General features: G+C 61.8%; 17 protein-coding genes. 12 read left to right on the top strand and 5 right to left on the bottom strand.

Annotated elements, in window-relative coordinates; all coding sequences use genetic code 11:
* Nucleotides 1-83: 83 nt before the first annotated feature.
* The 7 genes from CNX70_RS06105 to CNX70_RS06135 all read left to right on the top strand — a co-directional run bounded on the left by CNX70_RS06105 (nucleotide 84) and on the right by CNX70_RS06135 (nucleotide 8,997).
* Nucleotides 84-1,586, top strand: coding sequence for a CoA-acylating methylmalonate-semialdehyde dehydrogenase (locus CNX70_RS06105; RefSeq protein ID WP_096233967.1), 1,503 nt, complete (start codon nucleotides 84-86; stop codon nucleotides 1,584-1,586).
* Between the two features lie 47 nt (nucleotides 1,587-1,633).
* A complete protein-coding gene (locus CNX70_RS06110; protein ID WP_096233968.1) occupies nucleotides 1,634-3,001 on the top strand; it encodes an NAD(P)-dependent oxidoreductase in 1,368 nt (455 codons plus the stop codon).
* Complete coding sequence (gene preA, locus CNX70_RS06115; RefSeq protein ID WP_208624495.1) at nucleotides 3,001-4,281, top strand: NAD-dependent dihydropyrimidine dehydrogenase subunit PreA; 1,281 nt, start codon at nucleotides 3,001-3,003, stop codon at nucleotides 4,279-4,281. The genes CNX70_RS06110 and preA overlap by 1 nt, the downstream gene beginning before the upstream one ends.
* A gap of 134 nt (nucleotides 4,282-4,415) precedes the next feature.
* Nucleotides 4,416-5,900 (top strand): NCS1 family nucleobase:cation symporter-1, encoded by a 1,485-nt coding sequence (locus CNX70_RS06120; RefSeq protein WP_096233970.1) that lies wholly within the window; start codon nucleotides 4,416-4,418, stop codon nucleotides 5,898-5,900.
* 21 nt (nucleotides 5,901-5,921) lie between these two features.
* Nucleotides 5,922-7,313 carry a dihydropyrimidinase gene (gene hydA / locus CNX70_RS06125; RefSeq protein ID WP_096233971.1) on the top strand — a complete coding sequence of 464 codons (1,392 nt, stop codon included), beginning with the start codon at nucleotides 5,922-5,924 and terminating at the stop codon, nucleotides 7,311-7,313.
* Between the two features lie 15 nt (nucleotides 7,314-7,328).
* The gene (locus CNX70_RS06130) at nucleotides 7,329-8,564 is read left to right on the top strand and encodes a Zn-dependent hydrolase (RefSeq protein ID WP_096233972.1); all 1,236 of its coding nucleotides are present in this window, start codon (nucleotides 7,329-7,331) and stop codon (nucleotides 8,562-8,564) included.
* Between the two features lie 148 nt (nucleotides 8,565-8,712).
* The gene (locus CNX70_RS06135; RefSeq protein ID WP_096233973.1) at nucleotides 8,713-8,997 is read left to right on the top strand and encodes a helix-turn-helix domain-containing protein; all 285 of its coding nucleotides are present in this window, start codon (nucleotides 8,713-8,715) and stop codon (nucleotides 8,995-8,997) included.
* Nucleotides 8,998-9,065: 68 nt separating this feature from the next.
* On the opposite strand, the gene CNX70_RS06140 is transcribed toward CNX70_RS06135, so the two are convergent.
* From CNX70_RS06140 to CNX70_RS06150, 3 genes are read right to left on the bottom strand one after another with little or no spacing between them, the layout of a single operon-like run.
* The gene (locus CNX70_RS06140; protein ID WP_096233974.1) at nucleotides 9,066-10,490 is read right to left on the bottom strand and encodes a class I SAM-dependent methyltransferase; all 1,425 of its coding nucleotides are present in this window, start codon (nucleotides 10,488-10,490) and stop codon (nucleotides 9,066-9,068) included.
* Nucleotides 10,474-12,021, bottom strand: a complete 1,548-nt coding sequence (locus CNX70_RS27990) for a sulfatase-like hydrolase/transferase (protein WP_157750913.1) — start codon at nucleotides 12,019-12,021, stop codon at nucleotides 10,474-10,476. Before CNX70_RS27990 ends, CNX70_RS06140 begins: the two co-directional genes overlap by 17 nt.
* Nucleotides 12,021-12,224: a hypothetical protein gene (locus tag CNX70_RS06150; protein WP_208624496.1), complete on the bottom strand. Its 204-nt coding sequence runs from the start codon at nucleotides 12,222-12,224 to the stop codon at nucleotides 12,021-12,023. Before CNX70_RS06150 ends, CNX70_RS27990 begins: the two co-directional genes overlap by 1 nt.
* A 513-nt stretch (nucleotides 12,225-12,737) precedes the next feature.
* Between CNX70_RS06150 and CNX70_RS06155 the strand changes: the two genes are divergently transcribed.
* Nucleotides 12,738-14,150, top strand: coding sequence for a tetratricopeptide repeat protein (locus CNX70_RS06155; RefSeq protein WP_096233977.1), 1,413 nt, complete (start codon nucleotides 12,738-12,740; stop codon nucleotides 14,148-14,150).
* On the opposite strand, the gene CNX70_RS06160 is transcribed toward CNX70_RS06155, so the two are convergent.
* On the bottom strand, nucleotides 14,147-15,907 hold the full coding sequence (locus CNX70_RS06160; RefSeq protein ID WP_096233978.1) for an allantoate amidohydrolase: 1,761 nt from the start codon (nucleotides 15,905-15,907) through the stop codon (nucleotides 14,147-14,149). The two genes, CNX70_RS06155 and CNX70_RS06160, sit on opposite strands and share 4 nt — an antisense overlap.
* Before the next feature lie 73 nt (nucleotides 15,908-15,980).
* Nucleotides 15,981-16,919: a LysR substrate-binding domain-containing protein gene (locus CNX70_RS06165; protein ID WP_071079255.1), complete on the bottom strand. Its 939-nt coding sequence runs from the start codon at nucleotides 16,917-16,919 to the stop codon at nucleotides 15,981-15,983.
* A gap of 131 nt (nucleotides 16,920-17,050) precedes the next feature.
* Here CNX70_RS06165 and CNX70_RS06170 point away from each other — a divergent pair, with 131 nt between their 5' ends.
* From CNX70_RS06170 to CNX70_RS06185, 4 genes are all read left to right on the top strand, one after another.
* Nucleotides 17,051-18,265 (top strand): urate hydroxylase PuuD, encoded by a 1,215-nt coding sequence (locus CNX70_RS06170; protein ID WP_096233979.1) that lies wholly within the window; start codon nucleotides 17,051-17,053, stop codon nucleotides 18,263-18,265.
* Between the two features lie 8 nt (nucleotides 18,266-18,273).
* Nucleotides 18,274-19,509, top strand: a complete 1,236-nt coding sequence (locus tag CNX70_RS06175; protein WP_096233980.1) for a M20/M25/M40 family metallo-hydrolase — start codon at nucleotides 18,274-18,276, stop codon at nucleotides 19,507-19,509.
* Between the two features lie 75 nt (nucleotides 19,510-19,584).
* On the top strand, nucleotides 19,585-20,511 hold the full coding sequence (locus tag CNX70_RS06180; protein WP_096233981.1) for a LysR family transcriptional regulator: 927 nt from the start codon (nucleotides 19,585-19,587) through the stop codon (nucleotides 20,509-20,511).
* Nucleotides 20,512-20,645: 134 nt separating this feature from the next.
* Entirely contained in the window at nucleotides 20,646-21,317 is a 672-nt protein-coding gene (locus CNX70_RS06185) for a DUF4286 family protein (protein ID WP_096233982.1), read from the top strand.
* Nucleotides 21,318-21,358: the final 41 nt, after the last annotated feature.

Raw genomic sequence — 21,358 nt, forward strand, 5'->3', positions numbered from 1 at the left:
ACGGCAAACCCAAAACAACATCCGGGGTCAGACCCGCCGGGTCTGACCCCAGCCTTTGCCCTCGGGTTAAGAATAGGAACACCATGAACACTCTCGACACCATCACCCACTACATCAACGGCGCCAAGATCGACACCCAAAGTGGCCGCTACGGCGACGTCTACAACCCCGCACTGGGCGTACCCGTCGCCCGCGTGGCGCTGGGTACCGTGGAAGACGTGGATGCGGCCGTGCAGGCCGCCGCCGCCGCCTTTCCCTCCTGGTCGGCCACGCCGCCATTGACGCGCGCACGCGTGCTGTTTCGCTACCTGCAGCTGTGCCAGCAGCACACGGACGACTTTGCCGCCATGCTCACGCGCGAACATGGCAAGACCTTTGCCGATGCCCAGGGCGAAGTGGCGCGCGGCATCGAGATGGTGGAATTTGCCGTCGGCATCCCGCAATTGTTAAAGGGCGAATTCACGGACCAGATTTCGCGCGGCATCGACGCCTGGTCCATGCGCCAGGCGCTGGGCGTGGTGGCCGGCATCACGCCATTCAACTTCCCCGTGATGGTGCCGATGTGGATGTTCCCCGTCGCCATCGCCTGCGGCAATACCTTCGTCTTGAAACCGTCCGAGCGCGATCCGTCGGCCTCCCTGCTGCACGCGAAATTGCTGAAGGAGGCGGGCTTGCCCGACGGCGTCTTCAACGTGGTGCAGGGCGATAAAGTCACCGTTGATGCCTTGCTCGACCACCCCGTGGTGCAGGCGATCAGCTTTGTCGGCTCGACGCCGATTGCCGAATACATCTATGCGCGCGGTAGCGCCAGTGGCAAGCGCGTGCAAGCGCTGGGTGGCGCGAAGAATCATATGGTGGTGATGCCCGACGCGGACATGGACATGACGGTCGATGCGCTGATCGGTGCGGCCTACGGTTCGGCGGGAGAACGCTGCATGGCCATCTCGGTGGTGGTGGCCGTGGGCGACGCGGGCGACAAGTTGATCGATGCACTGGCAACGCGCACGGCCGCACTGAAAGTGCGCGACGGCATGGAAGATGGTGCGGAAATGGGACCGGTCGTCTCGCTGGCCGCCAAGCAGCGGATCGAAAAACTCATCGCCTCAGGCGTGGAGCAGGGCGCGACTTTGGTGGTCGATGGCCGCAACCATGTGGTGGCGGGGCGCGAGAACGGCTTCTTTGTCGGCGGCACGTTATTTGACCACGTCACGCGCGACATGAGCATCTACAAGGAAGAGATTTTCGGCCCCGTGCTGTGCGTGCTCCGCTGTCCTGACGTGGTGCATGCGGTGGAGCTGATCAACGCCAACGAGTATGGCAACGGCGTGGCCATCTACACGCGCGACGGCGGCGTGGCGCGCGAATTCGTGCGCCAGATCCAGGTCGGCATGGTGGGCGTCAACATCCCCTTGCCCGTGCCGATGGCCTTCAACAGCTTTGGCGGCTGGAAGCGCAGCATGTTCGGCGACCACCACGCGTATGGTCCCGAAGGCGTGCGTTTCTACACGCGCCACAAGGCCGTGATGCAGCGCTGGCCGAACACGGCAAGCGCTGGTGTGGAATTTGCTTTTCCCCAGATGAAGTGACGGTTTAAAACTAAAAGTCCACCGCAGGATCAACGAAGGAAAACGCGATGATCGAGTCCCTGAACTATTTGCCGCATCCCGCCCTGCCCAATGAGGAACTGGCGGGCCATTTCACGGACCTGGCGCCGCCCCTGACGGCGCGCCAGGCGGCCATCGAAAGCGCCCGCTGCCTGTACTGCTACGACGCGCCGTGCAGCCGCATCTGTCCGTCGGAAATCGACGTGGCCAGCTTCATCCGCAACATCCACGACAAGAACATCAACGGCGCCGCCGCCGGCATCCTGAAACAGAACATCCTGGGCGGCAGTTGCGCCCGCGTCTGCCCCACGGAGATCCTGTGCGAGGACGTCTGCGTGCGCAACCACGACGCGGAAGGCCAGCCCGTCAAGATTGGCCTGTTGCAGCGCTACGCCGTCGACCACATGCAGTTCGCGGCGCACCCGTTCCGGCGGGCGGCAAGCACGGGCAAGACGATCGCCATCGTCGGTGCCGGTCCTGCGGGTTTGTCGTGCGCGCACCGCCTGGCCATGCTGGGCCACGACGTGGTGATCTTTGAAAAGGAAGGCAAGGCCGGCGGCTTGAACGAATACGGCATCGCCAAGTACAAGCTGACGGACGACTTCGCGCAAAAGGAAATCGACTTCCTGCTGGGCATCGGCGGCATTGAGATCCGATGTCGGCAGGTGCTGGGCGAGAACCTGCAGCTGCGCGACCTGCACGCGCAGTATGACGCCGTGTTCCTGGGCCTGGGCCTGGGCGCCAGCCGCAAGCTGGGTCTGACGGGCGAAGATGCGCCGGGTCTCCTGGCCGCCGTCGACTACATCAGCGCGCTGCGCCAGGCGGACGACCTGGCCGCGCTGCCCGTGCCGAAACGCGCCATCGTCATCGGCGCCGGCAATACGGCCATCGACATGGCCGTGCAGATACAGCGCCTGGGCGCAGAGGAAGTCACCCTGGTCTACCGGCGCGGCTTCGACGCCATGACGGCCACCCACCATGAGCAGGAGATCGCCAAGGCCAACCAGGTGCGCATGCTGACGTGGGCCCAGCCGCAGCAGGTGCTGCTCGACGCGGCTGGCCATGTCGCCGGCATGCGTTTCGAGAAAACGCGCATGCAGGGCACGCGCCTGGCGGGCACGGGCGAAACGTTCGACGTGGCGGCCGACGCCATCTTCAAGGCCATCGGCCAGAGCCTCGACACCGGCGTGCTGCACGACCCGATGGCGTCGCTGCTGCAGCGCGAAGGCGACAAGATCGCCGTCGATGCAGGCTTTCGCACGGTGCTGCCGGGGATCTACGCGGGCGGCGACTGCGTGGCGCCGGGGCAGGACTTGACGGTGCAAGCCGTCCAGCATGGCAAGCTGGCCGCACTGGCCATCCATTCCGATTTATTGAATAAAGTGGAGGCTGCATAATGGCTGATCTCAGCATCGAATTTTGCGGCATCAAGGCGCCGAACCCCTTCTGGCTGGCGTCCGCGCCACCCACCGACAAGGCCTATAACGTGGTGCGCGCCTTCGAGGCGGGGTGGGGCGGCGTGGTGTGGAAAACCCTGGGTGAAGACCCGGCCGCCGTCAACGTCTCGTCGCGCTACTCCGCCCTGTACGGCAAGAACCGCGAAGTGGTCGGTTTCAATAACATCGAACTGATCACCGACCGCTCGCTGGAGATCAACCTGCGCGAAATCACGCAGGTGAAAAAGGACTGGCCCGACCGCGCCATGATCGTCTCGCTGATGCTGCCCTGCGAAGAGCACTACTGGGCCGACATTTTGCCGAAGGTGGAAGCGACAGGAGCGGACGGCATCGAACTCAATTTCGGCTGCCCGCACGGCATGCCGGAGCGGGGCATGGGCGCGGCCGTGGGCCAGGTGCCCGAGTATGTGCAGATGGTCACCGCCTGGTGCAAGAAGCACAGCAAGCTACCCGTCATCGTCAAGCTCACGCCGAACATCACGGACGTGCGCATGCCGGCGCGCGCGGCCAAGGCGGGCGGCGCCGACGCCGTCTCGCTGATCAATACCATCAACTCGATCACCTCGCTGGACCTGGACCGCATGGTGGCTCTGCCCATCGTGGGCGGCGCCAGCACGCACGGCGGCTATTGCGGGTCTGCCGTCAAACCGATCGCGCTGAACATGGTGGCGGAAATCGCCCGCGATCCGCAGACGCGCGGCTTGCCCATTTCCGGCATCGGCGGCATCGGCAACTGGCGCGACGCGGCCGAATTCATCGCCCTGGGTGCCGGCTGCGTGCAGGTGTGCACGGCCGCCATGCTGCATGGCTTTCGCATCGTCGACGAGATGAAGGATGGCTTGTCGCGCTGGATGGATGAAAAGGGCTATGAAAGCATCAGCGATTTTTCCGGCAAGGCCGTGGCCAACACGACGGACTGGAAATACCTGGACATGAATTACCAGGTCATTGCGCACATCAACCAGGACGACTGCATCAAATGCGGCAAGTGCTATGTGGCCTGCGAAGACACCTCGCACCAGTCGATTGCGCAACTGATCGACGCTGCCGGCACGCGCACGTATGAGGTGATCAAGGAGGAATGCGTGGGCTGCAACCTGTGCGAAATCACCTGTCCGGTGCAGGGCTGCATCACGATGGTGCCGCAGGCCACGGGCAAGCCATACATGAACTGGACGCAGGATCCCAGGAATCCTCGTGCATTGGTGGAAACGGCTTAGGGCACGTTTTTTGCGTACGTTTATTTTATAAACTGTAGCCTGTCTTTGCAGTAAGCTAGACTGCCGCAGTTTACACAATGCCGTATCCCTGGCGTCATTCAAGATGCCGGCGGCCTAACCGATGGAGAATACCTGTGAACCACGACTATTCAGGCAATACGCAGCTGTGGAATGAAGATCTGGCGCCCACCACGGCAGCGCAGCGCACCTGGCGCTGGTATCACTTTGCCGCGCTGTGGGTGGGCATGGTGATGTGCATTCCCGCCTACACCCTGTCGGCCAGTCTGATCGACAGCGGCATGTCCGGTTACCAGGCCGTGCTCACGGTATTTCTCGCCAACGCCATCGTGCTCTTGCCCATGCTGCTGATCGGCCATGCGGGCACCAAGTACGGCATCCCGTATGCCGTGCTGGCGCGCGCCTCGTTCGGCACCATGGGCGCGCGCCTGCCGGCGCTGATGCGCGCCATCGTCGCCTGCGGCTGGTACGGCATCCAGACCTGGTTCGGCGGCCAGATGATCTACACCCTGATGGGCGTCTTGATGGGGCATGAACTGGGCGGCGAGAAGATCGCGGGCCTGGGCATCAACGGCAGCCAGTTGCTGTGCTTCCTGGCTTTCTGGGCCATCCAGTTCTATTACATCCTGCACGGCATGGAGTCGATCCGCAAGCTCGAAACCTATACGGCACCGCTGAAAATCCTCATCTGCTTCGTGCTGCTGTACTGGGTGCACAGCAAGGCTGGTGGCGTGGGCGCGCTGCTGGAGCAGCCATCGCAGTTCATCCCGGGCGGCAAGAAGGCGGGCCAGTTCTGGAGCGTCTTCTGGCCATCGCTGACGGCCATGGTGGGTTTCTGGGCCACCCTGGCACTGAACATTCCCGACTTCACGCGCTTCGCCAAGACGCAGCGCGACCAGGTGATCGGCCAGTCCGTCGGCTTGCCCGTGCCCATGGGGTTGCTGGCCATGCTGGCCGTGATCGTCACTGCCGGCTCCGTGGTCATGTACGGCAAGGCCATCTGGGACCCCGTCGACCTGGCCAGCCGCATGACGGGCGCCGCTGTGCTGGTCGCCCTGATCATCCTGCTGATCGACACGGTCAGCGTCAACCTGGCGGCCAACCTGGTGGGCCCGGCGTACGATTTTTCCTCGCTGGCGCCGAAGCAGATTTCGTACAAGATGGGCGGCTACATCACGGCCTTCATCGCCATCGTCATGATGCCGTGGAAAGTGCTCGAGTCGACGCAGGGCTATATCTTCACGTGGCTGATCGGCTACTCGGCCCTGCTGGGACCCATCGCCGGCATCCTCATCGTCGACTATTATTTTGTGCGCAAGACGCAGCTCGACGTCAGGCAGTTGTACCGCGATGACGGCATTTACTCGTATGGCAATGGCTGGAACATGGCGGCGCTGATCGCCTTTGTCATCGCCGTGCTGCCGAATATCCCGGGCTTTCTGAACGCGGCCTTTCCCACGGCGTTTCCCGACGTTGCCGAAGGCTTTAAAACCATTTACACCTACGCCTGGTTCGTGGGCGTGGCCATCGCCGCAGTCGTCTACGGCGTCATGATGAAGGGCAAGGTAGCGGCACGCGTGCAGCAGGTGCCGCAGTCCTGATCTTTTCGAGAAGGAGACAAGATGACTACATTGATACGTGGCGGTACCGTCGTCAACGCCGACCGCGCGTTTCGCGCCGATGTGCTGATCGAGGGCGACACGATAGCCGCCGTCGGCGAGAACTTGCCGGTGCCAGCTGGCGCCACCGTGATCGACGCGGGTGGCCTGTACGTGATGCCGGGCGGGATCGACACCCACACGCACATGAATTTACCCTTCATGGGCACCGTGACGTCCGACGATTTTTTCACGGGCACGGCGGCGGGACTGGCGGGCGGCACCACCACCATCATGGACTTCGTCATTCCTGCCCCGAAGCAGTCGCTGATCGAGGCGTATCACCAGTGGCGCGCATGGTCGGCCAAGGCGGCTGGCGACTACACCTTTCACGTGGCCATCACCTGGTGGAGCGAGCAGGTTCATGAAGAAATGGGAGTGCTGGTGCGCGAGCATGGCGTGAACAGCTTCAAGCACTTCATGGCCTACAAGAACGCCATCATGGCCGACGATGAAACGCTGGTGAAAAGCTTTTCCCGCTCGCTGGAGCTGGGCGCGTTGCCCACCGTGCATGCGGAAAACGGCGAGCTGGTTTTTCAGTTGCAGCAAGCCTTGCTGAAAAAGGGGATTACCGGGCCGCAGGCGCATCCCTTGTCGCGTCCTCCCGCCGTGGAAGCAGAGGCGGCCAACCGCGCCATCGCGATTGCCAATGTGTTGAATACCCCCGTGTACATCGTGCACGTCTCGTGCGCGGAGTCGCTCGACGCCATCACGCGGGCGCGCGCCAACGGCCAGCGCGTGTATGGCGAAGCGCTGGCGGGCCACCTGGTGATCGACGACAGCGTCTACCAGAGCGATGATTTTGATTTCGTGGCGGGCCACGTCATGAGCCCGCCGTTTCGCGGCAAGCACCATCAAACGGCCTTGTGGCACGGCCTGCAAAGCGGCAACCTGCACACGACGGCTACCGACCACTGCACCTTCTGCGCCGAGCAGAAGGCGGCTGGCAAGGACGACTTCACGCGCATCCCGAACGGCTGCGGCGGCGTCGAGGAACGCATGGCCGTGGTGTGGGATGCGGGCGTCAATTCCGGCATGCTGACGCCCTCCGAATTCGTCAAGGTATCGTCGACCAATGCGGCGCAGATCTTCAATATGTATCCGCGCAAGGGCCTCATCGCTGCGGGCAGCGATGCCGACATCGTGCTGTGGGACCCGCAGGGCACGCGTACCATTTCCGCCGCCACGCAGTTCGCCAAAGGGGGCTTCAACGTCTTCGAAGGGCGCACCGTGCGCGGCATCCCCCACACTACGATTGCCGCCGGCAAGGTGGTGTTTCACCAGGGCGAGCTGACGGCCGTCGAAGGGGCAGGGCGCTATATCGAGCGCCCGGCGTTTGCCGCCACCACCGCATGAAGTCAGGAGACAATAATGGATGATCTACGCATCAATGGCGAACGGCTGTGGGCAGCCCTGATGGAACTGGCGCAGATCGGCGCGACAGTGAAGGGCGGCGTCAAGCGCCTGGCCCTGACGGACCTCGACAAACAGGGGCGCGACCTGGTGGTGCGCTGGGGCCGCGAGGCTGGCATGAGCATTACCATCGACCAGATCGGCAATGTCTTCATGCGCCGCGACGGCACGGACAACACCTTGCCGCCCGTGATGACGGGCAGCCATATCGACACGCAGCCCACGGGCGGCAAGTTCGATGGCAATTACGGCGTGCTGGCGGGCCTGGAAGTGGTGCGCACCCTGAACGATTTACAGATCAAGACGCGGGCGCCCATCGAGGTGGCGTTCTGGACCAACGAGGAAGGCTCGCGCTTCGTGCCCGTGATGATGGGTTCCGGCGTCTTTTGCGGCGCCTTCTCGCTCGAAACCGCGTATGCGGCGAAAGACACGGAAGGTAAAACGGTGGGCGAGGAGCTGGCGCGCATCGGATACAAGGGCGACCAGGTGCCGGGCGACCATCCGATCGGCGCCTATTTCGAAACGCATATCGAGCAGGGCCCCGTGCTGGAAGACGCCGATAAAGTCATCGGCGTGGTGCCTGCCGTGATGGGCCTGTCGTGGTACGACTGCGTGGTGACGGGCATGGAAGCGCATGCGGGTCCCACGCCCATGGGCTTGCGCAAGGATGCGCTGCAGGTGGCCACCGTCATCATGCAGGAAGTCGTCGCCATTGCCAACCGCTACCCGCCGTATGGGCGCGGCACGGTGGGCATGGTGCAGGTGTTCCCGAACAGCCGCAACGTGATCCCCGGTGAAGTGACATTCAGCATCGACCTGCGCAATGTGAACGACGAACTGCTCAACACCATGCATGGCGAGATCACGGCCTTCATCGACGCCACGCGCGAAAAAACAGGCTTGGGCATTTCACTGGAAAGGGTGTCCTATTACCCGCCATGCCCGTTCCATCCCGACTGCGTGGGCGCCGTGCGCAATGCCACCGCAAAGCTGGGTTACTCCGTGATGGACGTGGTCTCCGGCGCCGGTCACGACGCCATCTACGCGGCCCGGCTGGCGCCGGCCGGCATGATCTTCGTGCCCTGCAAGGACGGCATCAGCCACAATGAAATCGAGGATGCCAAGCCCGAGCACCTGGCAGCGGGCTGCAATGTGCTGCTGCACGCGATGCTGGAGCGGGCCGTGGCCGTTTAAGTAATCTTCGGGGAATTATTGTGAATTTATAGCGAACAGAAGCGGATGCGATGCAAGGCGCCCGCCGCGACGCAGTACAGGCACTGCTAAGTAGTTCGTCAATTTTTGCTGTCAAAGCCTGACAGGCAACGACGCAGGAGTTGATGTGATGAAACTACTGATATTGCGGCAGGTTGAACAGCAGACATTGCGCGAGATGGGTATTTTTCATCCCCACCCACGTGTACGCATACGCGCCCAAGCGATAGTTCGGCTGAGCCAAGGATTGACGTTGCCACAAACCGCGAACGAATTCCATGTCCACCTGAACAGCATCGAAGCGTGGCGGCAGCGCTGGAACAAGCAAGGCCTGATGGGCCTGTACCAAGGACGTCACACTGGGCGCAAGCGCAAGTGGACGGCCGCACAGCAGCGCGCCGCTTATGGAGGCTAGATTAATTCCCGGCCGCCGCTATCGCGTAGCTGGAACTTGCTCCAGGTCACGCTCAGGGCGGCATGTCGTCAATTCTTCTTTTCAAGAAAGTACAGCGTCCGGTTGCCGGCGACGAGTGGCTGTTTTTTCTCGATGGTGTATTTTTCGCAAAATACGCGTTCAAAACTGTCGATCGACATCCCCGCATACAGTTCTTCATTGATGCCGGCGATTTCGGCAAAACGCCGGTCCTGCGGTTCTATCCATTCCAATACCAGGAAGCGCGGCGCTAGCGACAGGAAGAATTCCAGGATCATCGGCAGACTGGCGCGTTCGGAAACGAGCAAGTGATGCACCAGACCCAATGCCATGATGCAATCGAACTTGCCCGCAGCCCGCGCCATGAAACTATCCACCTCCTGGTTCATCCAGCCCACCGCCGGCGTGGGGCGTCCGATGTCGAGCAGGATCGGGGAAATCGGCAACGCCACGTCGCGCAATTGCTGGTACAGCCGCGACAACGCACCATGATCGTAATCTGCCGCCACCACTGTTTTTCCGGCGTTGGCCGCAACCTTGCTGAACTCGCCAGCGTTGCAACCAAGATCGAGCACTGTGGCGATGTCGGGCCGGTCCACGGCAGCGCGCACGAAAGCAGTTTTCACCACGACGTCGGGCGCGCTGTAGTGGTCCCGGTCAGCCTCGTAATTTTCCCATTTGGACGGTTTGGCCGACGCGGCGGGCTTGAGCGCATCGACATGTTTCTCCAGCCGCTTCAAGGTACGCGCCAACAAGAACATCGCCAGTTCGGCTGACCTGGCTTTCGGCGCGCTGGCGCCGCCGCTGGTACGCGATTGGCCCATTCCGCCGAAAAACGTCGGCAAGGTCACCGCTTCCAACGCCGGCTGCACATAGGCGCGCCAGCCACCGATAATGCGTCTGGCCTGCTCAGGCTGCACGCCATCGCGGTACTGGACAAACAGAGCGGACGTCTGCATGCCGGTGTGGCGATAAAGCAACAAGGGGATCAGAAAATGCCGGCAAAACTGTGCATACGCGATCCAAACGCCAGACTCATCCATACGCTCGAATGACAGGATATCGCAAAACCTCGGCTTGCCATGTTCGAACAGGATATTCCACGCCGATGCATCCTTGATGATCCAGCCGTGTGCCAAAGCTGTCCTGGCGATTTGCAGTGTCATTTTTGCCGCGTCATACAACTGCAAAGCGGTAATTTCATGCGGATAGCATGGGAAATCGACAGCGCGGTGTTCCAGCCAGCGTAAAGGCGCCGTATCAGTGACAGATTCGACGCGGCCGGCGACCCACTCGGATTGCGGGAACCAACCATCGGCGACTCCTTGTCGATACCAGGGCGCGTTGATCAACGTTTCTACATCATCGACTTTTTGCGTACTGACGGCGCGAAAAATACGGCCATTTTTCTTTGCGACAAAACCGGACGGGTCGCGCCAGGAAACTTTTTTCAGGATTTCAATATTTGTAGCCATCCGGCGCGCTCCAGGTTTCATAATAGGGTGTACGCCGCAACGCATCGGCCAATTCAGGCTGGGTATCGAGTTTTCCGGACAAAAAATCCAGCGCCAGTTGCTTGCTATGGACGGTGCTGATGCGGTCCGGCAAGACAATGGGCTCACTGGCGCCCACCTTCCAGACGACAAAGGGAATCGCGGCCGGCTGCTTGGAATGTGTCCTCAGCCAATGATCGGAAGAAACGACAAGGAGAATATTTTGTTTGTCGGCAAGCGCTTGCAGATCTTTGACGACACGTCCAAGCACCATGTCGGCGCCGATCAAATTTTGTCTGTAGGCATCGGTGTCATTTTCTACCGGCTGCTTCAACAGGCGCTGCACATAGATATTGGGCAAATGCGGCAAATTCATATGGATGAAATCGAATGAACTGCGCTGGTTGGCAAGTGTTGCGTCGAGGTGAGACAGCACGTTATCGGACGCACGGTACATATGATCAAAATGATATAACACGAATTCCGGCAAAATTTGGGTGGCCCCTTTGATATTCTTGATCGCTGAAATCAGTGCTGTGCTGAAAAAAGTCAGGCTGTCAAACCATCTGCCCGCATTGACTGCATAGGTGCTATTGCAAGATTGCAATGACGGGAATATCTTGCAATAGGGGTGATAAAAACCCAGCACCGTTGCGGCCTGTGGCCCGCCGGGCAATTGCGAAAATATGGCGCTATCCGGGCCAAAACGTACCATCTTGTGCTGCTGATCCACCAAATCGAGTCTGTTTTGGGATCTGATCGTGACCCCCGATAGCGCTGTGCCCGTCAATAACGCAGGGATGGAATATGACGTGTCCTGGCCAGGTGAAAACGCCTGGTTTGCACTGATCGCACGCGCCGTCAACGCCGAAAAATTTGGCATGGCAGCGGCCATGCCGGAACCCGGCTTCAAGCTCAGTGCATAGTCCATTTCATCAAAAATAACCCATACCACGCGTCGATCGACGGTGGTCACCGCGTGATCCGGCGTGACCGCCGCAGGTGCCTCGGGTTGAAAAAAGAAGTCAAGAGCGATACAACGATACAGCGCAAGAAAGACAAAGGCATATCCCATCGTTGACAGCGCGCGTATCCACTTTGACAAGTTGTTTCGGGTCAGATATAGACATCCGAAGATAATCGCCAGCGTAGCGCCGACCAGCATGATTTTCCCGATACCAAATCGATTCGTCGATTCAAAAACCGATGGCAAGACGAGTTGTGCGAGATTACCCCATGGATAATCCGCCGCATTAAAAGCGCTTTTTATCGCCACCAGTGTCAACGCCGCAGTACCAAAAAACATCAACTTGCGCTTGATGCCGGCACTTGGCAGGGAACTGGTCGCCAGCAAAATAACCGGTACCAGGCAAAAAACGGTGACCAGCGACGGATAAACAATATAATCAAAAAACGATGGCACAAAATAAAGCGTCAACGGATTTAAAAAATTCAGAAAATAAGCCGATGCATAAAGCAGGGACAAACCTGTTGCCGTATTCAGACGCGTCATTATTTTTTATTTTTTCTTGAAAAAAAATTCCGGATCAACTTGAATAATTGGCCAGGCCGTGAAATATAAAACATCACCGCGCCGAAGACGGTGATCAAAAGCTGCAGCAGATAGGCCCCGGTTCCCGGATCGACATAGGCGAATGCAGTGCCGGGGAAAAGGAGAATAAAAGCGGCCATAAAAATTGATTTTTTGTCAGGCATGGTATTACCTTGTCGGAGGTTATCCCATTAAATAAAAATTTCAATCAATGAAATTAAATTCAAATATGAATAATGTGGAGTGGCGCTTGATTCAAGCGAGGCTGCGACTTCTTCCTGCTGATTGACTATTATATACGCAACAGGGCTGATTCCGCCTCCTCCCTGAATGCTCTTCGGCATCACAAGGGATGGCGTTAATGCAACACTGCGATTTTCCGGTTATGCTGCCGTGGCGTCAACTGCCGTCTCCTGACCATGTCCTCGCAAGTATGCGCGCCATTTAATATTTGTAATCGCCAGACATATGATTTCCGCTTTTCCTCTGCAGCGATGCCTCCACCGCACCGATGACTTCGTTGAGCGCATATAAGCGGTCAACGCCAGACAGCATGGCCAGCAGGGTTTTCAATGCTGGATGACAAATCAGCGTGCTCCGCACTTAACAAACTGCCGTTAGCTGCCGCTGCGCGGCGGTGCTATGCTGGGCGCCTTGCGACAACAGGCGGCCCAGCGATGAGCATTTCCGATACCGATTCCGATACCCGGCGGCGTCCGGCCGCGCTGCATGCCGCGCGTGGCGGCGAACTGCTGTCCATGGGCGACGTGGCGGGCGCGCAGGCGTGTTTCCAGCAGGCGCTGGCACTTGACCCCGACAACGTGTTTGCCCTGGCCAACCTGGCCTGGATGCGGGAGCAGGAGGGCGCGCTGGAACAGGCCGTGGCCTTGTACCTGCGCGCACTGGCGCACATGCCGGACGACGCGCATCTGCTGCAAAACCTGGGCGCGCTGCTGCTGCGCATGCGTCGCATGGACGAAGCCGGGCAAATCTTGCGCCGCGTGCTGGCGCTGGAGCCCGAACGGTCTTCCGCCTGGTCCAACCTGGGCGTGCTGCAGGCCAGCCTGCAGCACGAAACACAGGCCGAGCGCAGCTACCGCCGTGCCATGGAACTCGATCCGGCCTACGCGAACGCGCGCTATAACCTCGCCTACTTGCTGCTGCGCCAGGGCCGCCTGGCGGAAGGCTGGAAAATGCTCGAAGCGCGGCCGCAACCGTCAGCGTTTGGCGACTACTTCCACTTCCCGCGCTGGCAGGGAGAGTCGCTGGCCGGCAAGTCGCTGCTAATCTGCCCCGAAGCTGGCATGGGCGATATGCTGCTGCTGTGCCGCTACGTGCCCTTGCTGCGCGATCTGGGCGCGGCCAGCGTGTCGCTACTGTGCCATGCGCCGCTCAAGGCGCTGCTGCGGACCGTGCCTGGCATCGACGAGGTGCTGGCCATCGGCGAGGCGGTCGCGCAGGGCGGACGCGATTATTGGGTCGCCCTGCTGAGCATTCCCGGCCTGTGCGGTACGGTCCTGGAAACGATACCGTCGAACGTGCCGTATCTGCACGCGGATGCGCGCGCCGTGGCTGCCTGGGCCGCGCGCTTGCCGCCCGCGCCGCTGCGCGTGGGCCTGGCCTGGAAAGGCAATCCCGCATTTGAAAACGATGGCGAGCGTTCTCTGGCGGCGCTCGACACGCTGGCGCCGCTGGGAGGGGTGGCCGGCGTGCAGTTTGTCAGCTTGCAGAAGGGCGCCGGCGAGGATGACACTTCGGCGTCACTGACCCTGGTCGGTGGTGGCGCGGCGCTGGGCGACATGGCTGATACGGCGGCGCTGATCGCCAACCTGGACCTGGTGATCAGCGTCGATACGGCCGTGGCGCACCTGGCGGGCGCGTTGGGTACGCCGTGCTGGTTGCTGCTGCCGCACTATCGGCCCGACTGGCGCTGGCTGGCGGGGCGCAGCGATAGTCCCTGGTATCGCGCGATGCGCCTGTTCCACCAGCCTGCGCCAGGCGGTTGGGCACCGCTGATCGCGCAGGTGGCCGAGCAACTGACGCACTGGCGCCAGCAGGCGATGTATTCATCTACCGGGATAGACTCTTAGTCTTTGGGCTTGGGCTGGAAATCGCGCAGGAACGCCAGCAGCGCGCGCGCCGCGATGTCGGCGTCGTCGGCCGTCATGGTTTCCAGCGGGTTGTGGCTGATGCCGCCATTGCCGCAGCGCGTAAACAGCATGGCCACATCGGTGATGGCGGCCATGGCCATGGCGTCGTGGCCGGCGCCCGACAGCAGCGCGTATGGTTCGATGCCGACCGATTCCACGGCTTGTGCCAGCTGCGCCATCAGCCATGGCGCGCACGGCGCAGCACGCGCCGACAGCAGCAGTTCCAGCTGGTAGTCGATCTGGCGCCGCGCGCAGATGGCGGCAATGCCATCGAGGATGTCGTCGACGGCCGCCTGGCGTACGGCATCGCTGGCTGCGCGGATGTCGAGCGACAGGGTGCAGGCGCCGGCGATCACGTTGACGGAACCGTTAGGCACCTGCAGTTGGCCGACGGTGCCCACCAGCGCCTCGCCCTGGTTGCAACGCTGTTCCACCAGCAGGATGATTTCGGCCGCCGCGCTGGCCGCATCCTTGCGCATGATCATGGGCGTGGTGCCCGCGTGGCTGGCCACGCCGCCAAGATTGAGCAGGTAGCGCGAGCTGCCGGCAATCGCCGTGACGATCCCCAGCGGCAAGTCGCGCTCGAGCAGCACGGGGCCCTGTTCGATATGCACTTCCACATAGCCCAGCAAATCGGCCGGATTGCGCGCGATGGCGCCGATGGCGCTCGCCTCGTGACCGGCGGCGGCCAGCGCGTCGCGCATGCTCACGCCATCCGTGTCGCATTGTTCCAGCAGCGACAAGTCGAACCTGCCCGTGACGGCCGTGCTGCCCAAAAACGTGCTCTTGAAGCGCACGCCTTCCTCTTCGGCGAAGCCGACGACCTCGACGTGGAAGGGCAGCTTTTCGCCCCGTTCGTGCAGGTGGCGCACGACGGCGATCGGCAGTACGATACCCAGCCGGCCATCGTACTTGCCGCCGTTGCGCACCGTGTCGTAATGCGATCCCGTCATCAGGGTTTTTGCACCGGGCGCGTCCGACAGATAGCGGCCGACCACATTGCCGACGGCGTCGATGTGCACCTGCATGCCCGCCTCGCGCATCCAGTCGGCCAGCTGCGCGGCCGTTTTCTGGTGCGCCGGCGTCAGGTAGGCGCAGGTCAGGTTGTAATCGCTGTCGCTCCAGCCGGCCAGTGTTTCAGCGTGCTGCATGATGGCCGGACCGAAGTCCAGACGCACGTCGAACAGGTCGTTCAGGCGCAGCTCGGCGATGCGCTTGATCTGCCGCAGCGATTCGGCCAGTTCATCGGCGCGCCGGTTCTTCAGGCGCCGGGCAAAGGTGGCGATGATGTCCTGGCGCGTCAAGCCTTCGCCCGTCGGGCCCTTGACGGCCAGGATAAAGGGAAAGCCGAACTTGGCGTTGTACTCGCTGTTGAGGCGCTGCAGGGTGGCAAATTCGTCGGCGCTGCACAGGTTCAGACCGGACTTGGCCTGTTCGCGCGTCGACTCGGCCGTCAGCTGTCCCGCGACGGCGGCCTTGCCGGCCAGTTCGGGGTGGGCGCGGATGAGTCCCAGTTGTTCTTCGGACGAGGCCAGGGCCAGCACGCGCTGCAATTCCGTCTTGAGCGCCGTCAGGCTGGCAAACGGCCGCGCGGCGGCTGCGCGCTGGGCGATCCAGGGTGAATGTTCGTAGATGCCATGCAGCTGTGCGATAAAATCGGCCTGGCTGCCGGCGTTCAGGTCTGAAAGGGTGGTCATGGTTTTCCGATCATGCAAGCAGTGATGATAGCGCCCCGTTCCTGCATCCATTATATGCGCGTGCTGATAGCGGCTATCGCTGCACCAGCGCCTTGGCCGCCGCGCTGACCTGGTCGCGCAGCCATTTATGCTCGGGCGCCTGGTGCACGCGCTGGTGCCACAACTGGTAAAAGCGCATCGGCGGGAATTTCAATGGCACGGTATATGTTTTCAGCGGCAGGGTTTTTTCATAGAAGCGCATGAACTGGCGGCCCGTGGTGAGTACCAGGTCCGTCTGCGTCAGCATGTAGGGGATCAGGCCGAAATACGCCGATTCCACCACCACGTTGCGCTGCAGGTTTTGCCGTTCTAGGAAGGAGTCGATCACGCCGTGGTAGCCCGGCATCATCTGCGACGGCGCCACGTGGGGCAGGCTCAGATAATCGTCGAGGGTCATGGCGTCGCTCGCCGTGCGCCGCGCATAGGCGTTTTCCGCATGCATGGCGCAGACGATGGGATCTTCGAACAGCTTCGAAATGTGCAGATGGGCGGGCGGCTCGTCCCAGTTGGCGATGACCAGATCCAGCCCTCCATCGGAGAGTTGGCGAATATGATCGATGCCCGGTCCCAGGCTGTGCAGCACGACGCGGCTTTTCGGCGAACCGCGGCGCAGCTGGGCCACCACATTGGGCAGGAACTGGCTGTCCAGGTAGTCGGGCGCGGCGATATGGAAGGTGCGCGCCTCTTCCTGCGCCACGAACGGCGTCTTCTTGATGAACAGGCTCTCCGTCTGGTCGAGGATGCGCTTGGCCGGATTGAGCAGGCTTTCGCCATGCTGGGTGGGCACCATGCCGCGCGCGCCGCGCACCAGCAGCGGGTCGCCCGTGAGTTCGCGCAGCTTGCGCAAAGAGGCGGAAATCGAAGGCTGCGGCTGGTTGAGTTTCAGCGCCACGCGCGAGACATTCTTTTCCACCAGCAGCAGGTAGAGGATGCGGATCAGGTGCAGGTCGAGGTGTTGCGGCAGGCTGGACATGTGGCGGCGGCTCTGTTGTATATCGATTTGAATATGTCAAATATACGATATTTTTCATGTGAAGGGCGGTAAATCCGTTTATCTTGTGTAGATTGGCACGAATATGGGTTCGGTCTGACTAGAGGAAATTTATGGAAGTATTTGCCTACCTGATTCCGTACGGCCTGGAGTGGCTGAACCTGATCGTCCGCTGGCTGCACGTCATCACGGGCATCGCCTGGATCGGCGCCTCCTTTTATTTCGTCTGGCTCGACAACTCGATTCGCCCGCCCGCGCCCGGCTCCGAGCTGGCGAAGAAGGGCGTCTCGGGAGAGTTGTGGGCCGTGCATGGCGGCGGCTTCTATAACCCGCAAAAATACCTGCTGGCGCCCGCCGAACTGCCGCAGGAGCTGCACTGGTTCAAATGGGAAGCGTATTCCACCTGGTTGTCGGGCTTTGCGCTGCTGACGATTGCCTATTATTTCAATGCCCAGGCCATGATGATCGACAAGGCCGTGGCCGATATCTCCAGCGGGCAGGCCGTGGGCATCGGCATCGCCACCCTCGTCATCGGCTGGACCGTGTACGACCTGCTGTGCCGCTCCAGGCTGGCACAATATGAGCTGTGGTTTGGCGTGACGGTGTTTGCGCTGATCGGCGCCGCCGCGTACGTGCTCACGCATTTGCTCAGCGGGCGCGCCGCCTACATCCACGTGGGCGCCATGATCGGCACCATCATGGTGGCCAATGTGCTGATGCTGATCATTCCCGGCCAGCGCAAGATGGTCGAAGCCATGGCCGCCGGCAAGCTGCCCGACCCGAAGCACGGCCTGAAGGCCAAGCAGCGCAGCGTGCATAACAATTACTTTACCTTGCCGGTGCTGTTCATCATGATGAGCAACCACTACGCGATGACCTACCGCAATGATCACGCCTGGCTGGTGCTGGCACTGATCATGGCGGCCGGCGTCTTCATCCGCCACTTCTTCAACCTGCGCCACAAGGGCAGAGTGGAGTGGCGCTATCCTGCCATCGGCGTGGCCCTGCTGCTGGCCGTAGCTATCGCCATCGCGCCGAAAGCGCCCGTGGCGGCCGCGCCTGCGGTGGACCCTGCCGCGCAGTTCAAGCGCGCGCATGCGATCATCGCCCAGCGCTGTGCCACCTGCCATTCGGCCCAGCCCACGCAAGCGGGTTTCGCCACGGCGCCGGCCGGCATGATGCTGGATAATGAAACGCAAATCCGCCAGCACGCGGCGCAAATCTACAAGCAGGCCATCGAGCTCAAAGCCATGCCGATCGGGAACCTGACCAATATGACGGAGGCCGAGCGCAGCGAATTGGGCGCCTGGCTGCAACAGACCATGTAAGGAGCAAAATGACTACGCACGCAGAAAAAATCACGGCCTGGATCGACGCACACTTCGACGAGGAAGTCGCCTTTTTGCAAAAGGTGGTGCAGCAGCCGACGGATACGCCACCCGGCAATAACGCGCCGCATGCGGAGCTGGTGGCGCAGCTGCTGCAGGCATATGGCTGGCAGGCGGAAAAACACGCGGTCCCAAACGACCAGGTGGTGGCCTATGGCATGCAGAGCATCACCAACCTGATCGTGCGCCGCCCGTATGCGGCAGGCGGGCCGACGGTGGCGCTGAACGCGCATGGCGACGTGGTGCCGCCCGGCGACAACTGGACGTATCCGCCATATGGCGGCCAGATCGACGGCGGCTATATGTATGGCCGCGCGACGGCCGTCTCGAAGGGCGATTTCGCCACCTACGTGTTTGCCGCGCGCGCGCTCGAAGCGCTGGGCATTCCCTTGAAGGGCCAGCTGGAACTGCATTTTACCTATGACGAGGAATTCGGCGGCTTGCTGGGGCCGGGCTGGCTGCTGGAGCAGCAGCTGACGAAGCCCGATTTCGTCATCGCCGCCGGTTTCAGCTACGGCATCGTCACGGCGCACAACGCCTGCCTGCAGCTGGAAATCACCGTGCACGGCAAGTCCGGCCACGGCTCCATGCCGGAGACGGGGCATGACGCGCTGCAGGCGGCCAACAAGATCCTCAACGCCATCTATGGCCAGCTGCCGGAGCTGAAAAAGATCAAGTCAAAAGTCGCCGGCATCGATTCGCCCACCATGCTGGTGGGCCGCATCGACGGTGGCACGAATACCAATGTGGTGCCGGGCAAAGTCGTCATGAAGATGGACCGCCGCATGATTCCGGAAGAAGATCCGGTGGCGGTAGAAGCGCAGGTGCGCGCCCTGATCGAAGACGCCGTGCGGGGCGAACCTGGCATCCGCATCGAGATCCGCCGCCTGCTGCTGTCGCACGCGCTGCGGCCCTTGCCCGGCTCCGAACAGCTGGTCGGCAGCCTGCAGAAAAATGCGCAAGCCATCCTTGGCGAGACGATTCCCGCCATCGGCACGCCGTTGTATGCGGATGCGCGCCTGTATGGCGAACGGGGCATCCCCGCCGTACTGTATGGCGCCGGTCCGCGCACGGTGCCCGAGTCGAACGCGAAGAAGGCCGATGAGCGCCTGGCGCTCGACGATTTGCGCAAGGCCAGCAAGATCGTCGCCCTGACCCTGCTCGACTTCCTGGGTGAAAAATAGGGCAGGGCGCTTTGGCTTACAATGGGGCGAACACTCACACTGTGAAGATGAGTCCCCATTGATTGAAGAGCCAAATTGAATACCCGTTTTCTCGAAGCGTTTGTCTGGGCTGCGCGGCTGGGCAGCTTCCGCACGGCGGCCGACAAGCTGCACATCACGCAGGCGGCCATTTCCAACCGCATCGCCTCGCTGGAGCAGGATTTCGGCACGCGCTTGTTCGACCGCGACGCGCGTGAAATCCGCCTGACTTTCGCCGGGCGCAACCTGCTCGTGTACGCCGAACGCATGCTGGAACTGTGCCGCGACATGTATGCGGCCAATTCCTCGCCCGCGCAGATCACGGGTGAGGTGCGTATCGGCGTCATCGAAACCATCGTGCATACCTGGCTGATCCCGTTCCTGCAGCGCGTGCAGGAGCGCTATCCGGGTATCGAGATTCAATTGACGTCGGAATCGACGCGCCGCCTGCACGAACAGCTGCAGCAGGGCGAGCTCGATATCGCGCTGCAGACGGACATGCTGACGGGCGACCATATCCGCAGCACGGGCAGCGGTGCCATCGCCATGGGTTGGGCGGGCAGAAAGGCCGACTGGCCAGACACGGGCACACCGTTCACGGTGGCGCAACTGGCGCAGCACCCGATCATCACCATGAACCGCGGCTCGCAGCCGCATTCCGCATTGAAGGCGCTGTGCCAGGACGAGGGCGTGCAATTGGGCCGCGTGCACTGCGTCAGCTCGATCTCCGCCATCGTGCGCCTGGTAAAAGCGGGCTTCGGCATCGCCGTGCTGCCGCTGGCGCCCCTGCGCGAGGAAATCGAGCAAGGCAACATCGCCCTGATTCCCTGCGCCAGCGCCCTGGCACCGCAGCGCATCGTCATCAGCTACAGCGAAGACATCACCACGGAAGCGATCCAGCTGGTGGCCATGCTGGCGTGCGAAGAAGCTGCCAGGTTCACCCTGGGCCTGGGCGAGGAGTATGGCGCCGGTACGCGGGCGTGACAATTAAATTGCTGTTATCACTGCGACCCACAAGAAAAACTTATCAGTCGCGTTCAGAATAACCCGTTTGCCAAGTGATGGCGCGCCACCTATTCTGGGTTGGCACACCACCCATAACGCAGAACGGAACCATCATGACGACGTCCCCCACCTTGCCCGGCATCCTGTTTGTCTGGACCAGCGCCGACCCGGAACACGAGCTCGATTTCAACCGCTGGTACGACCGCGAACACGTGGAAGAGCGCGTGCGCATTCCCGGTTTTGTCAGCGGCACGCGCTACCAGAGCGTGCGCGGTCCCCGTAAATACCTGGGCCTGTACCGCACCGACTCGCTGGATGCCTTCCAGACCCCCGACTACTTCAAGGCCTTCGGCCAGCAGACGCCATGGTCGGTGACGAATCTGCAGCGCATGCTTGACCCGATGCGCCGCGTCTGCGCCATCGAGGCGGAAACGGGCATGGGCACGGGCGCCTGGCTGGCCGTGCTGCGCCTGGGGGCGCCAGCCATCGGCCAGGACACGCACGCGGTGGCCACCATGGCCACGCTGGGAGCGACATTGCTGCAGATCGACGGCGTGATTTCCACGCGCTTGCTGACGCCCGACGCGAAGCTGTCCGGCCCCCTGCCGGCAGAGCAGAAGGAGGGCCGCGTGCTCGACCCGATCTTCCTGATCGACGCCTCGTCGGAAAGCGCCGCCGTGGCGGCGGCCGATGCGGCCAGTGCGGCGCTGGGGCTCGACGGCGAACAGGCGGCCATCCTGCAGCTGTCCTGGCAGCTGCGCGAGGCCGACCTGCACGCCGCCTGACGCGGGCACGCGCATCTTGCCGGCACGGATAACACGAGACA

Source organism: Janthinobacterium svalbardense, assembly GCF_002327145.1.
Taxonomy (GTDB): Bacteria; Pseudomonadota; Gammaproteobacteria; order Burkholderiales; family Burkholderiaceae_D; genus Janthinobacterium; species Janthinobacterium tructae.

Excerpts from the sequence above, each read along its gene's own strand:
- CNX70_RS06105 (WP_096233967.1), top strand. The coding sequence starts at position 84 with ATGAACACTCTCGACACCATCACCCACTACATCAACGGCGCCAAGATC.
- CNX70_RS06110 (WP_096233968.1), top strand. The coding sequence starts at position 1,634 with ATGATCGAGTCCCTGAACTATTTGCCGCATCCCGCCCTGCCCAATGAG.
- preA (WP_208624495.1), top strand. The coding sequence starts at position 3,001 with ATGGCTGATCTCAGCATCGAATTTTGCGGCATCAAGGCGCCGAACCCC.
- hydA (WP_096233971.1), top strand. The coding sequence starts at position 5,922 with ATGACTACATTGATACGTGGCGGTACCGTCGTCAACGCCGACCGCGCG.
- CNX70_RS06130 (WP_096233972.1), top strand. The coding sequence starts at position 7,329 with ATGGATGATCTACGCATCAATGGCGAACGGCTGTGGGCAGCCCTGATG.
- CNX70_RS06135 (WP_096233973.1), top strand. The coding sequence starts at position 8,713 with ATGAAACTACTGATATTGCGGCAGGTTGAACAGCAGACATTGCGCGAG.
- CNX70_RS06140 (WP_096233974.1), bottom strand. The coding sequence starts at position 10,490 with ATGGCTACAAATATTGAAATCCTGAAAAAAGTTTCCTGGCGCGACCCG.
- CNX70_RS27990 (WP_157750913.1), bottom strand. The coding sequence starts at position 12,021 with ATGACGCGTCTGAATACGGCAACAGGTTTGTCCCTGCTTTATGCATCG.
- CNX70_RS06150 (WP_208624496.1), bottom strand. The coding sequence starts at position 12,224 with ATGCCTGACAAAAAATCAATTTTTATGGCCGCTTTTATTCTCCTTTTC.
- CNX70_RS06155 (WP_096233977.1), top strand. The coding sequence starts at position 12,738 with ATGAGCATTTCCGATACCGATTCCGATACCCGGCGGCGTCCGGCCGCG.
- CNX70_RS06160 (WP_096233978.1), bottom strand. The coding sequence starts at position 15,907 with ATGACCACCCTTTCAGACCTGAACGCCGGCAGCCAGGCCGATTTTATC.
- CNX70_RS06165 (WP_071079255.1), bottom strand. The coding sequence starts at position 16,919 with ATGTCCAGCCTGCCGCAACACCTCGACCTGCACCTGATCCGCATCCTC.
- CNX70_RS06170 (WP_096233979.1), top strand. The coding sequence starts at position 17,051 with ATGGAAGTATTTGCCTACCTGATTCCGTACGGCCTGGAGTGGCTGAAC.
- CNX70_RS06175 (WP_096233980.1), top strand. The coding sequence starts at position 18,274 with ATGACTACGCACGCAGAAAAAATCACGGCCTGGATCGACGCACACTTC.
- CNX70_RS06185 (WP_096233982.1), top strand. The coding sequence starts at position 20,646 with ATGACGACGTCCCCCACCTTGCCCGGCATCCTGTTTGTCTGGACCAGC.